This is a genomic window from Porphyromonas loveana (assembly GCF_003096695.1).
GTDB classification, from domain to species: Bacteria; Bacteroidota; Bacteroidia; order Bacteroidales; family Porphyromonadaceae; genus Porphyromonas; species Porphyromonas loveana.
On the sequence record NZ_QEKY01000002.1, the window covers coordinates 74,614 to 87,711 of the forward strand.

The following is a 13,098-nucleotide window of genomic DNA, read 5'->3' on the forward strand; positions in this document are numbered from 1 at the left end:
TTCTAACGAAATGGGGTGTTGGTATTATTTAGCAAGAATAGTCATCGTGTCAGATGCGATCATATACTCCTCATCTGTGGGGACTACAATCACCTTCACCTTGCTTTCGGGTTTGCTGATCACCATTTCCTTACCACGCATACCGTTATTTACAGCAGGGTCGAAGACGATACCCATGAATTCCATATTGGAGCATACTTTTTCACGAGTAGAGAATTGATTCTCTCCCACACCGCCGGTAAATACGAGGACATCCACACCACCCATAGCAGCTGCATAGGCACCGACATATTTTTTGATGCGGTAGTCATACATGGTCATAGCGAGAATCGCACGCTCATTGCCATGTTTGATGCCATCTTCGATCTCACGCATATCTGATGAGATGCCACTCACACCGAGGACACCACTCTTCTTATTGATCAGTTCGGAGATGCCGGCAGCATCAAGATTCTCAGCTTCCATCAGGAAAGTAAGAACACCGGGGTCAACATCACCGCTACGAGTTCCCATCATCAATCCTTCAACCGGAGTCATACCCAGAGAAACATCCAAAGCCTTGCCATTCATGGTAGCTGCAATAGAGGCTCCATTACCGATATGTGCTGTGATAATGCGTGTCTTGTTGTAGTCGAGGCCTAATATCTCACAGGCACGTGCACTTACATAGCGATGGCTTGTACCGTGGAATCCATAGCGACGAACTCCGTGCTTGTTGCACATATCGTAGGGCAGAGCATAGCGATATACATGCTCGGGCATTGTCTGGAAGAATGCTGTGTCGAATACTCCTACTTGGCGGATACCCGGCAGCAACTTCTCAATAGCAGCAATTCCCTTGAGGTTAGCGGGATTGTGGAGCGGTGCCAAAGGAATACATTCTTCTACCTTGGCTATAACTTCGGGCGTGATCTCCACACTGTTGCTGAACTTCTCACCGCCGTGTACAAGACGATGACCAACAGCTTCAATCTCATTGTAGCTTTTGATGCATCCGGTCTTTTCATCAGTAAGGGCCGAGAGAATCAATTCCACTGCCACAGTGTGCTCGGGCATTTCTTTCTCGATTACGACCTTCTCTCCATTGGGCAAGGTCAGTTTGAGAAATGAATCGGGCAACCCCAGTTTCTCTACAGCCCCTTGAGCCAATACATCGCCCTGAGGCATTTCGAGCAGCTTGTACTTAACAGACGAACTGCCGCAGTTCAATACCAATATCTTCATTATTGTTATTTTGTTTATTGTATTTGTTGTGTCTTATTTCTTTGCTGCAATAGCTTGGTTGGCAGTGATCGCCACCATTCTATAGATATCTTCTACAGAGCAACCGCGACTCAGATCGTTTACTGGAGCTGCCATACCCTGTAGGATAGGTCCTACAGCTTCTGCATGTCCCAGACGCTCCACGAGCTTATAGGCGATATTGCCGACTTCAAGAGTGGGGAAGACGAGTACGTTAGCCTTACCGGCAACATCACTTCCGGGCGCTTTGAGTGCAGCCACTCTTTCCACCAAAGCTGCATCGGCCTGCATTTCGCCGTCGATCATCAGATCAGGAGCCATTTCTTTCGCGATACGAGTAGCTTCAACCACCTTGTCCACCATCTCGTGCTTGGCGCTACCCTTAGTTGAAAAGCTAAGCATAGCCACGCGAGGTTCTACATTAGCGATAGCTTTTGCCGTACGTGCGGTAGCCACTGCGATCTGTCCCAGTTCTTCGGCTGTGGGGTTGGGGATTACTGCACAGTCAGCTACGAGAAGCAAGCCGTCCTTTCCATACTCTTTCGCCTTCGTGAAGAGCAAGAAAGTACCGCTCACGCTACTCATGCCCGGAGCCGTTTTGATGATTTGCAGAGCGGGACGGAGTACATCACCTGTCGTATTTTGCGCACCGGCAATGAGACCATCTGCATCGCCAGCCTTGATGATGAGGCAGCCCAGATAGAGAGGATTTTCGACTAATCCTGCAGCTTGTTCCGGAGTCAGTCCTTTCTTTTGACGGATTTGCAGTAACAGATCTGTATATGCTTGCTTCTTGGCATGGTTTTTGGGGTCGATGATTTCGGCCTTATTCAGATTCTTTAATCCGAGTTCCGTTGCTTTAGCCTTCACTTCATCGGGCTGGCCGATCAAGATGAGGTTTACAACTTCTTCGGCCAACAAGCGGTCGGCAGCTTGCAATGTACGGGGTTCCAGTCCTTCAGGCAGGACGATTCGTTGTTTGTTCTCTTGAGCTCGTTTGATAACGTCTTTGATGAGATCCATGGAATAATACCTTGATTATGTTTGAACTATTATTGTAATGATAATCTTGTCTTGGATAGATGCTGCGGGAAATGCAACTCGTCAACAAATGCAAAGGTAGTTAAAAGGCACGCATCGGCGACGAATTACGCACCAAAACTTATCGATGCTGATTCGTTGTACATGCAACCGTTATGATACACACCAACCTGTATAGTGGATGAGATACGCTCTATAGTTAGAAGGATTATGGTTCTTCCCCTCTGTTTAACCCTCTATGAATGGCTGGGATCAACGACCTTTTATACACTATGGATCAATACTGTCATTTGCGCTTTCCATTGGAGAGTAGGGCTGTTTGCGGATACCGAAGTCCATGTGCAGAGGAGAGGTAAACCTCGGCTGCTCCGATCTTTAGCTCCATGCGGATGCGAACGGGTAGACGATTGGCATCGTCGGTAAGCCAGATGGTGATAGCCTTTCGAAGGTTCTTGAAAGTTTCGGTTGAGTTTATAAACATGGATACCTTGTGTGTGCGGTATCGCGAGCCACGTTTGGTCTTCACTTCTTCGGAGCCTTCATATTGGAAAGAGCAGTCTATACCTTTCTTTCCGGCATAAATACGAGCAGATATGCGCTGGTTGGATGTCTTTGACCAGTCATAAGAACGAAGAAATAGCAGTGTCCCCACCATGTCCAATGCAGTGGCACGAACCCGTTCGATCGTGTCGATTCTTGATTCGCCATTACGAAATCGTCTTGTATGAATGCGGGTACGATCGCCCTCTTGTACAAAGTCGATAAGATCTACTGTATAATCTCCGCCTTCCATCACATGCTTCGTGCCACTGACGATGCGCATCTGGTTGTCGAGGTTGCAGTCGAGCGTGTCACGCATGCTGAAGATTGCATCGAAGAAAGGTGCTGTCTTGAATAGCAATCTCGATCTGTATCCACCATTCTGCTTGCCAAGGGTAAGGGTCGCATCACCGGCACGCGGCATCACTGCGCCCCATTTATAGTAAGCCGTATAGGTGAGTTGCTCGCCTACTTGGCTGAATTCGTTTGTAATGCGTTGCTGTGCCTGTAGGGGGTAGAGTATCATCGTACATATCATTATTACTATGCCCCACAAGTCCAATCGAAACATTTCTCTCTGCTTAATTCTATCCTGTCCTTTCATTTTATTTTGACGACATCTGTTTTCTGTGATCCAAATATAGAGAATATGAATAAGTATAAACGAAAGAGAGGAAGCTCCTCAGGGAGGCTTCCTCTCAAAAAAACGGTTAGGATTGGATCAGATTACTTCTTAGCTGCATAGATTCCTTCCAACTTTTCCAGAATCTTTTCGCCACGAAGATCACGCTCTACAATGGTTCCGTCAGGACCGATAAGGATAATCATGGGAATACCATTAACACCGTAGAGGGTAGCACCTTCTTTGGTGTTGTCGATGATCTGAGGCCATACCACGTTCAGTTCACTTGCTGCTTTGATGTGGTCCTCCAACTTGTCCCATACTACGATGCCTACAACCTGAAGCCCCTTGCTTGCATACTTTTCGTAGGCTTTGGCAATATAAGGAATCTCACGACGGCATGGACCGCACCAAGAGGCCCAGAAGTCCACGAGAGCGTAGTTGCCCTGGCCTACATACTTGTACAGATTGACTGCATTGCCCTCTGCATCCACTCCTTCGAAGTCCTTTGCCTTTTTCCCGGGCTGTGATTCGAACAGCATATCGATGGCTTTCAGTCTCGGAGCAATTATCGGGTTATTGAGAACAATGGGGGCAGCCATCTTGCGTGCTTCGGCGATAATATCTGATTCAGGAGATTCGTTGCGAATAATCTGCAACATCATCAACGCGCCCAGAGCGTCGTCCGTGTGTTCTTTGAAGAGATCAAAAGATATCTTGGTCTGCTCTTTCGATACTTTCATATATTCTTCTTCGATAAGAGTCTGTTTGGCAGAATCGGACATAGCAGTATCAGCCTTGACAACCTCCAATTTTTGGTTGAAAGACTCCATGAGTTTGCCAGTCTTACCATAGTACTCATATGCGGCATTGTTCAATGCAGTTCCTTGAGCAGCCTCTTCTCCCAGCTTGGCCGTGATGACACCTTTTTCCAGAATGACAACAAGACTACGAGGCGAATTCTCTGATTGTGTGGGTACGATATAAGCCAATTTAGCCGTATCAACCGATGGGCCAGTGAACGCGAATACGCCATTCTTGACTTCAGTACTATCCAAGATGCTATCCTGCGACAGTTGGAGGTACACCATCTGTCCGTCGAGATTGAATGTACTGTCCACCGTACCGACAATGCTGTATCCCTTTTGGTCGCATGAGGTAAGGCCTACAAGCAGCGCAATGGCTGCGAATAATAATTTTTTCATTTGCAGTTTCGTTTTAGTAGTTACTACTGTGTTCTATTATCTACGCACAAAAGTAGGTATTTTGTACTACACGACATCGTATCCTCGCGGGATTAGCGTACAGATGCACTCATGACAGTATGTCCCTGCATTGTGAGTGCATTCTCTCTGTCACAGTACGGTATGTCTTGCAACATGATGCTCATCGCCAGAGCAATCAATCCGTTGGTGTGAAAAAATATGCAGATGTGTTATGATTTCCGACTTGGGCGATTTGTCGAAAAGACTCACGCCAAAAAGAAAAGATTTTGGCGCCATTTAGAAAAAAAATATGCGTCGGATCGAAAAAGATTTGGCCTGAGTTTTTCGGATTTACGGCGCCATATTCCCAGCTCTTTTGGCCCATAATTTCGAGAACTGCATCCCATCCCTCTCGATGGGTATTGGAGGGTTAAAAAAGGTGATGTCCATATTCCTTTTCTGCATAGTCAGGGGATAATGTGCACTTCTTTGAATAAATCAGACTAAGCAGTAACATCTAAGCCCCGACAGGGTAGCTGAAGACAGGGATATGTTCTATTTCAAGATCGTATTTCCACTCGTCGTTCGGACGACTTCCTGCCAATTCCTGTCCATCCTCTATCTCTCTGAACAAAGGATTGCAATCGGAGGTAGCTATCCGGCATAGTCAGTTTGCAAAAGACGGTGGGGGTAGTCCTCCAAAACACCGTTCATGCTCTTCCGACCAGAGAGCTGACAGGAGTATTTCTGATCCGTATCAACGAAAGTATTGCATAGAATTCCTGAGTAACGGTATCCAACGTGCAGACTGTATGACATAGTGGGAAAAGGAATACTAAACCTAATAAGGCAAACAATTGTTTTATTATCGCAAGTGCATAAAACTTAGTGCAAATGATTTTTTCTTTGAAAGAATTTTTTACCTTTGTGTTACCAAACAATTCACTTAGTAATATAGATTATGGAAAAGAAGCGTGGAAAAAGGGCAGAAACGCCCGAACAGAAGAAGCAAAAAGCTTCGATGGGTTTTTACTTCAAGAGTGCAAAACCCGCAGAAAGAATGGCTCAGCTTGATGCAGCTATTGCTCGCTATGAAAACTTTTTGGCTAACTGCCGTACCGCAAAAGACAATATAGCAGTTACGTCCGTAGCAGATCAGATCAAAATGCTGACCAAGGAACAAAAAGAAGAATTGAAAAAATTCCTCTAATCAATCGGTGTCTGCATCCCACGCTCTGCTTACAGTGAAGTGAGGGGTATATAGACTTCGACCCAAATAGCGAGGCTGTCATGGATATAATTATCTCTGGCAGCCTCTGTTCTTTTGCCTCTTTTTTGTTCTTTTGTATAGAATAAACGGTGTAATAAGGTACAAAGCGGATGATACAACTTACCACTCCTGTGGATTATCCAGCCCCCAGACCGAGAATCATATCCTATGCCAACAGACTTTTCTTTATGGGTTCATGTTTCAGTGTGGAGGTGGGAGAGTATATGCGTCAAGCGGGTTTCCGCACGGAGATAAATCCTTTCGGCATCGTGTACAACCCTCTCTCCATAGCCCAAGGTGTGGAGCGACTGCTCGATGGCACACTATATGGCGCAGAGGAGCTGTTCCTATACGATGGTTTGTACCATAGCGCAGACCATCATGGAGCTTTCTCTCATGCTAGCGAGTCAGAAACATTGGAGCATATTAACCATGCTCTGCTACAAGGCCGTGATGCCTTGATGGGAGCGGATTGTCTTCTTTTTACCTGGGGGACAGCTTTTGTCTATAGCACGCAGGAAGACGATAGGGTGGTGAGCAATTGTCATAAGCTCCCTGAGCGTTATTTTCATCGTCGCATGGTTTCTGTGGATACTCTATTGTCCGTTTGGATACCGATTATCGAACGACTGATAGCATCTGCTCCCGAACGTAAAATACTGCTCACTGTCAGCCCCGTGCGTCACTTACGTGACGGAGCCGTGGGCAATCAGCAAAGTAAAGCTACTCTCATACTCTTTTGCAAGGCACTTGTCGAGCATTTCTCCGATCACGTCTATTACTTCCCTGCTTACGAAATCATGATGGACGAATTGCGGGACTATCGCTACTATGCCGACGACATGACCCATCCTTCGTCGGTAGCTGTATCTATCATTCGCCAACGCTTCGCAGATCTGTACATAGCACAAGAGCTGCACGAAGCCATGGATGCCTGCCTCAAGCTTAGACGTCGGATGGCGCACCGACCATTGCACCCCGATAGTCCGGATGCGATGCTCTTCGAAACGCAAACCGAAACGCTGATTACAGCCCTGCGACGCAAGTATCCGGATATTGTTTTAGATGATTTGCCCTAATGAAATGGGCGATACACACAGGGATGACCATCCTTTGTTGTCGCTAACAGAATTAATACACGCATCATTATGCTCCTTTCATATCTCAGCAGACAGTTGTCTCCCATTGAGGCGAGGATCGTTCACGATACTGATCTTGCTCATTTGCTCACAGATAGCCGCACGCTTTCGGAGCCGTCTTCTACGCTATTTTTTGCTCTGCGGACGGCTTCGGGGGATGGCCATCTGTACATACGTGATCTTTATGACAGGGGGGTGCGCTGCTTTGTTATCTCCCGTACGGAAGAGGATTGGAGCCAGACGATGCCGGATGCCAACTATATCTGTGTAGCCGATCCGCTGAATGCACTGCAACAAGCAGCCGGCCTCAAGCGTATGCAGTACGACATACCGGTCATCGGCATTACCGGCAGCAACGGGAAAACCATCGTCAAGGAGTTTCTGTACCAACTTCTGCGCAAAGATTACCGTATCGTACGCTCACCGCGCAGCTACAATTCGCAGATCGGTGTACCCCTCTCCATATGGCAAATGAGCGGGGAGCATACCTTGGGTATATTCGAGGCGGGCATATCACAGACGAACGAAATGGAACGTCTCGAAGCCGTCATCCGTCCTACGTTGGGTATCATCACAAACATCGGGGCGGCACATCAAGAGAATTTTGCAGACACTCGGACCAAATTACAGGAGAAACTTCGCCTATTCAGTCGCTGCCAAGCGATTGTGTACAATGCCGACCACAAGGAGATAGCCACAGCTATCTCGTCATCACCGGAAGCGGCTGTAGCCATAGGGTGGAGCAAGACGAATCCCGGAGCACAGGTATATATATGTAAAATTGAGACTGAAGAGACTCATACCACTATAAAATTCCGTTCTGACGGGGCAGACTATTCGATCACGGTTCCCTTTACTGACGAAGCTTCGATAGAGGATGTGCTGCATTGCATCACACTCATCTCTATACTCCGACCGGAAGTTTTGTATGCTCAAGATCGATTTGCATCACTCGAACCTGTCGAGATGCGTATGGAAGTCAAAGCCGGCGACCGTGGCAATACGATCATCAATGATGTTTACAGCAGCGACGTGTACTCTCTTGCTTTGGCCTTGGATTTTCAGCAGAGACGCACTGCCGGAACACAGATGAAGAAGGTGGTAGTCCTATCGGACATTCTACAGAGTGGTATGTCCGCGGAAGAACTCTATGCTCATGTAGCGGCACAGCTCCGCATCTATCGGCCGGACTTCTTCATCGGTATAGGGGAGGATATCGTCGCTCAGAGGCATCGTTTTGCCGATCTGCATGCTGCATTTTTCAGAGATGTTACAGAGCTTTTGACATCGGCCGTACTCTATGAATGCTCGGACTCGTGTATCCTCCTCAAAGGTGCACGCAAATACCGCTTCGAACAGATCACTGAACGTCTTGTTCAACAAGTGCATGAGACAGCACTGCGGATCAATCTGTCAGCTATCGTACACAACCTCAATTACTATCGAAGCCTCGTCCCTTCAGGTACTAAAACCATCTGTATGGTCAAAGCTCAGGGGTATGGAGTAGGCTCCTACGAATTGGTCAAGACGCTGCAGGAGCATCGTGTGGACTACATAGCAGTGGCTGTGGCGGACGAGGGCAAAGAGCTGCGAGAACGCGGTATCACGATGCCCATTGTGGTGATGAATCCCGAGAGAAATGCTTTCCAGATGCTTATCGACTACAGGCTTGAACCTGAGATATACAGCTTCACATTACTCCGTTCTTTCTCTGAGATAGTGGTTCGCAACGGGCTGTCGGACTATCCGGTCCATATCAAAATTGATACCGGTATGCACCGATTGGGCTTTATGCCTGCCGATATAGCCAAGCTTACTGAAGCTTTGGCTGAATACGAAGGACTCCATGTCCGCTCCGTCTTCACCCATTTGGCAGCTGCGGATGATCCTGCTTTCGATGATTTCACCCGTTCCCAACTCCTTTCTTTCGATGAAGTGTTTAACGCTCTTGAATCCTCTCTCGGCTATAGGCCACTACGCCATACACTCAATACGGCCGGAGTGGAACGCTTCGCTCATTTCCCGACGGATATGATCCGTCTAGGTATCGGTCTCTACGGTGTCACGGCATCAGGCGTCAGTGGGCTACGTCCTGTGGCTACACTCACCACAACGATCTTACAGATCAAGGACGTACCCGCGGGCGAGACTGTGGGTTATGGTCGTCGCGGTCGTCTCTCTCGAGATTCACGCATCGCCGTGATGCCCATAGGCTATGCCGACGGGTTGGACAGGCGACTAAGTTGTGGAGTGGGGGAAGTTGTGATTCGTGGCAGACGATGCCCGATTGTCGGCAATGTGTGTATGGATATTTGTATGGCAGACATTACGGATATTGCGGCAGAGGAAGGGGACACCGTTCTTCTCTTTGGCGAGGAACTACCCATTGCCGAAGTGGCCGAGAAGATGCAGACAATCGCTTACGAAGTCCTGACCGGTATATCTCCTCGCGTTCGACGAGTTTACTTCCAGGAATAAACTCACTTTTCTACAAGTCTTCATAAGGCGTGCCAGACTTATCATCCGGCACGCTTTTTCTGTACTCTCTGATGTTTTTATTTACCACAAGAGGGAATTACGTATAAATACGTAGTCAATATACAGAAAAATACGTAGATAATCTGCCCTACTAAGTGCATACCTTTGTGATAACCTCTAAAAGAAACTTTGAATTCTAAACATGTGAAAAAGCATACGTCAGAGGATATACGGTGTGAGAAACGAAAACCTCTACATTTACTTTTCGATGTATTGTTGTATTATGAAGGGTGCGCACGGGATTGTCTTTTTGGGCAATCCCGTTTTCTTTTTCGACTATTCCGCTTTGTGTAGTAAGAGCAACAGCCTTTCCCCTCCCGCAGCAGTAGTAGCCAGCAGGGTCTTGTCACCTCCGTCGGCTATTTTGCTTCGCTTACGTAGCTCATCAGGCGAAAGTGGGAAGTTGCGACAACTGATGCTGGCGCGCGGCACCGTCTGACAGAGCCGCTTGAGTGTGGAAGAGGTGAAAGGAATGATCTCTTCGACAACAAACGTCCGCCCGGGAAAGTCCGACTCAAGGATTGATGAGGTGTATATGTGACTATTGGGATGTAGCTTGCTGAGGTTGTACCGATGCGCTACTGACTTGAATGCTCCGGCTTTCAGTACTGCCGCATGCGGTTCATATATATAGGTCTCAATACTGTCGGCGTATCGGACTGAGACGCACTGTTCTTCTTCCAGTGTGAATTGGAGTGTTGATGCCTGTCCTCCGTTTGTCAGATTGACGGCGTGGATAGGGACTCGACCAATAGGCAGAGCCTCTCCCTCGTGTAAAGACATCCTCACCAGCAATTCCTTCACTTCCCCTCGTACAGCCACAATATGCAGCTCTCGAACATAGGGTAGGGAGAGCATAGTATCCAGCACATCTATCATAGGAGAGAGTTTGGCCACAAGATTATTGGTATCTGGCAGAAGCTCATGGGCAAGAGGTCTGAGGTCTGGTTCACAGTCCGCGATGGCATATACTCGCCTAACTGCTCCTGCACGGCGGGCAGGATCGACAAAGATGCAGTCAGGACGATACTCCTTAATCATTGGCAAGTATTGCGCAAAGTCTCCTGTGAGTATCTCTGCCTGCTTGCCTTGCTGCAATAAGCATGGGATATTATGTCGGGCAGCTGCCGCCGTTGCTTCGTTTTGTTCGATGTACAAGCCATGTGAGGCGCTCTCCATGAAGGAGAGGAAATCGACTCCAAGTCCTCCTGTCAGATCTACGATCTTGCTTCCCTCACAGACAAAACGACGTTTATACGAAGCAGCCAGTGAACCCGAGCATTGCTCCAGAGTCAAACGAGACGGAACATATAAAGAGCGGTTGTCTGCCCAATGTGGCAACTTGGCACGCAGACGAGGCCACAGCTCTACTTGGATGGCTACGGCAGCACGGTAAGATTGCGGAATATTGTTGCTCCCGAGCAATATCCGGTCGGGTGACAGCTCTAAATAGGCCTGTGCCCATTCAGTGATGGCTACTATCTCTTTTTCGTCGTACAACATTCTCTTTGTGTCTCTGCACCAATCTTTCTTGTTAATGCGAAAAACAAAAGAGGGAACCCGCAATCGGATTCCCCTCTTCTTCTGTGACCGCGACAGGATTCAAACCTGTAACCGGCTGATCCGTAGTCAGCTACTCTATTCAGTTGAGCTACGCGGCCATCGTAATAACCTGAAAAACAAAGAAGAACAAAGAGTGACCGCGACAGGATTCAAACCTGTAACCGGCTGATCCGTAGTCAGCTACTCTATTCAGTTGAGCTACGCGGCCGTCTTGTTTCCTCGTTTCGGGTGCAAATATAGGACTTTTCTTGATTGCTGCAACAACTCACCCACTTTTTTCGCTCTTTTTTCTCTAATAGACTTCTTTATTATCCATTAAAGCCTAATCTATAAGTGTCTCATGAAAAGCAAGGAGGCAACCCTTACGAGCAGCCTCCTTGTGTCATACATAGAAATAGGTTAGAAAACACGACCTATATAACGGAAGTTGCTCATTACTAGGCTTATATCTAGAGCAAATATGCCATCATCGAGCGGGAAGTTGAACCACGTTGTTCTTCCGAAATGCTTCACCCAATCTCTAATACTGAGGACTCCTTGTCCGGATGGTTCACCATATCCCCAAGGATTCCGGATGATTAAGTATGTTCTTCCTTGGTAAGTTGTGTATCCTAACAACGTATAAGCATGAGGATATGCTATACCCTGTAGTGTGTGATCCTTCCGAGCCGACAACGTCATTGGAGTAATAGTTTTCCACTCATAGAATTTGGATGGAATATTACTCCCATTTCCAAATAAATATGTACGGAGATTTGCCTCTGAGATATTATATAGCCAAAATCTTTCAGAGGTGCAAGTCGAATCACCGGTGAGCTCTAAAGCTGCAGTTTCTCCCCACCCCCCATTGGTAGTCATGATTGCTTGATCCAATCTTAAGTTGGGGAACCTCCAATTAGCATACGCTTGTTCCATGATACCAGTCCAGTATTCTCCATTATGGCCGAATCTACTATGACCAAATATCGCTTGGCCTGTTCTTTTAGCATCTGTACCAAAATAGTAGATCCTATTTTTTGATACGCCTACTCCAGAACTTGTTTGATGATCTGTTGTCCCAATAAAATACTTCCATAGTCTCCAGTTGTCTGCAAAATCGGCGTTAGCGGTTAGAAGAGTGTCAACATCCATATTCAACAGTCCCGGCCATGCCCAAGCTACGGCACATAGACCTGCATGAAAATAGCAATTGCCAACTCCCCCTTGGATTACATTATCCCACTTATTGTGAACGATGTTTCCTTGAAAACCAACTTCGAAGCTGGGCAATTCCGATTGTGTATCTCGTCCGCTTGATGGAATTACTAGATCCCTGATCTCTTTTCTCAGTTTAGTGTTAGACAGGACTGCTTCCTTCTTCTCCCGCAAGTTGAGCTTAGATACATATTCCTGCCTTTTTGTCTCTAATTCTTGGTCAGACAAGGGAGGCATATCAAAGTCGTTCAGCGATTTTTTGATTTCTTCTAAAGACTCCAATCCCCGTGTGTTTGACCGCACAGTTTCAATTTCTACTTCTTTTCTGCCTCCAAGGTTTCGTCCCGCCAATAGAATTGAATCCTTACTCGTGATTAGATCTTCATAATTTGCACCAAGAACTCGACTCATTATATCCATCGAACGGGGATCGCGCCAATTGAGTTCTGCCTCTAAAAGGGTTTCTGTTAATGCGAATGGATTGATCAGACCATCCGAAACTTCTTTTTTCACTTGATCGTTTTTAGCAACACCCAAAAATTCAAGGGCTTTTTTACTGTCCTCGATTTTTCGAGCTTTTGCCTCTTCTTGTTTTGGAGAAAGTCGTTTCTCCGCCATAATCATCTCTAGTCTCTTGGGATCAAGGGATAGCATGGATTCTTTCTTAGCCATAGCTGTAATTTTTTTGAAGTAATAAATAAGTGACACATATTCTCTCTACTGAAAGTGTCTTGCACAAATGAA

Annotated in this window: 9 protein-coding genes and 2 tRNA genes; 3 read left to right on the forward strand and 8 right to left on the reverse strand. The window is 46.9% G+C overall.

Going from position 1 to position 13,098, the window contains the following annotated elements; all coding sequences use genetic code 11:
- Positions 1 to 24 precede the first annotated feature (24 nt).
- The 4 genes from C7382_RS01275 to C7382_RS01290 all read right to left on the reverse strand — a co-directional run bounded on the left by C7382_RS01275 (position 25) and on the right by C7382_RS01290 (position 4,650).
- Positions 25 to 1,224, reverse strand: coding sequence for an acetate kinase (locus C7382_RS01275; protein WP_116678514.1), 1,200 nt, complete (start codon positions 1,222 to 1,224; stop codon positions 25 to 27).
- A gap of 33 nt (positions 1,225 to 1,257) precedes the next feature.
- Complete coding sequence (gene pta / locus C7382_RS01280; protein WP_116678515.1) at positions 1,258 to 2,265, reverse strand: phosphate acetyltransferase; 1,008 nt, start codon at positions 2,263 to 2,265, stop codon at positions 1,258 to 1,260.
- A gap of 304 nt (positions 2,266 to 2,569) precedes the next feature.
- The gene (locus tag C7382_RS01285; RefSeq protein WP_243405616.1) at positions 2,570 to 3,349 is read right to left on the reverse strand and encodes a DUF3108 domain-containing protein; all 780 of its coding nucleotides are present in this window, start codon (positions 3,347 to 3,349) and stop codon (positions 2,570 to 2,572) included.
- A 200-nt stretch (positions 3,350 to 3,549) separates the two neighbouring features.
- The gene (locus tag C7382_RS01290) at positions 3,550 to 4,650 is read right to left on the reverse strand and encodes a TlpA disulfide reductase family protein (RefSeq protein WP_116678517.1); all 1,101 of its coding nucleotides are present in this window, start codon (positions 4,648 to 4,650) and stop codon (positions 3,550 to 3,552) included.
- Between the two features lie 961 nt (positions 4,651 to 5,611).
- Between C7382_RS01290 and C7382_RS01295 the strand changes: the two genes are divergently transcribed.
- The 3 genes from C7382_RS01295 to C7382_RS01305 all read left to right on the forward strand — a co-directional run bounded on the left by C7382_RS01295 (position 5,612) and on the right by C7382_RS01305 (position 9,537).
- Positions 5,612 to 5,860, forward strand: coding sequence for a hypothetical protein (locus C7382_RS01295; protein ID WP_116678518.1), 249 nt, complete (start codon positions 5,612 to 5,614; stop codon positions 5,858 to 5,860).
- Between the two features lie 170 nt (positions 5,861 to 6,030).
- A complete protein-coding gene (locus C7382_RS01300; protein ID WP_116678519.1) occupies positions 6,031 to 6,999 on the forward strand; it encodes a GSCFA domain-containing protein in 969 nt (322 codons plus the stop codon).
- A gap of 69 nt (positions 7,000 to 7,068) precedes the next feature.
- Positions 7,069 to 9,537 carry a bifunctional UDP-N-acetylmuramoyl-tripeptide:D-alanyl-D-alanine ligase/alanine racemase gene (locus tag C7382_RS01305; RefSeq protein ID WP_165815103.1) on the forward strand — a complete coding sequence of 823 codons (2,469 nt, stop codon included), beginning with the start codon at positions 7,069 to 7,071 and terminating at the stop codon, positions 9,535 to 9,537.
- Positions 9,538 to 9,873: 336 nt separating this feature from the next.
- Here C7382_RS01305 and C7382_RS01310 read toward each other — a convergent pair whose 3' ends face one another.
- The 4 genes from C7382_RS01310 to C7382_RS01325 all read right to left on the reverse strand — a co-directional run bounded on the left by C7382_RS01310 (position 9,874) and on the right by C7382_RS01325 (position 13,026).
- Entirely contained in the window at positions 9,874 to 11,100 is a 1,227-nt protein-coding gene (locus C7382_RS01310) for a THUMP-like domain-containing protein (protein WP_116678521.1), read from the reverse strand.
- Positions 11,101 to 11,184: 84 nt separating this feature from the next.
- Positions 11,185 to 11,258: transfer RNA gene (locus C7382_RS01315), tRNA-Arg, on the reverse strand.
- A gap of 36 nt (positions 11,259 to 11,294) precedes the next feature.
- A tRNA-Arg gene (locus tag C7382_RS01320) sits at positions 11,295 to 11,368 on the reverse strand.
- Positions 11,369 to 11,559: 191 nt separating this feature from the next.
- Positions 11,560 to 13,026, reverse strand: coding sequence for a C2 family cysteine protease (locus tag C7382_RS01325; RefSeq protein WP_116678522.1), 1,467 nt, complete (start codon positions 13,024 to 13,026; stop codon positions 11,560 to 11,562).
- Between the last annotated feature and the right edge of the window lie 72 nt (positions 13,027 to 13,098).

What these genes read in the sequence shown, in the direction of transcription:
- C7382_RS01275 (WP_116678514.1), bottom strand. Translation starts at nt 1,224, where the DNA reads ATGAAGATATTGGTATTGAACTGCGGCAGTTCGTCTGTTAAGTACAAG.
- pta (WP_116678515.1), bottom strand. Translation starts at nt 2,265, where the DNA reads ATGGATCTCATCAAAGACGTTATCAAACGAGCTCAAGAGAACAAACAA.
- C7382_RS01285 (WP_243405616.1), bottom strand. Translation starts at nt 3,349, where the DNA reads ATGATACTCTACCCCCTACAGGCACAGCAACGCATTACAAACGAATTC.
- C7382_RS01290 (WP_116678517.1), bottom strand. Translation starts at nt 4,650, where the DNA reads ATGAAAAAATTATTATTCGCAGCCATTGCGCTGCTTGTAGGCCTTACC.
- C7382_RS01295 (WP_116678518.1), top strand. Translation starts at nt 5,612, where the DNA reads ATGGAAAAGAAGCGTGGAAAAAGGGCAGAAACGCCCGAACAGAAGAAG.
- C7382_RS01300 (WP_116678519.1), top strand. Translation starts at nt 6,031, where the DNA reads ATGATACAACTTACCACTCCTGTGGATTATCCAGCCCCCAGACCGAGA.
- C7382_RS01305 (WP_165815103.1), top strand. Translation starts at nt 7,069, where the DNA reads ATGCTCCTTTCATATCTCAGCAGACAGTTGTCTCCCATTGAGGCGAGG.
- C7382_RS01310 (WP_116678521.1), bottom strand. Translation starts at nt 11,100, where the DNA reads ATGTTGTACGACGAAAAAGAGATAGTAGCCATCACTGAATGGGCACAG.
- C7382_RS01325 (WP_116678522.1), bottom strand. Translation starts at nt 13,026, where the DNA reads ATGGCTAAGAAAGAATCCATGCTATCCCTTGATCCCAAGAGACTAGAG.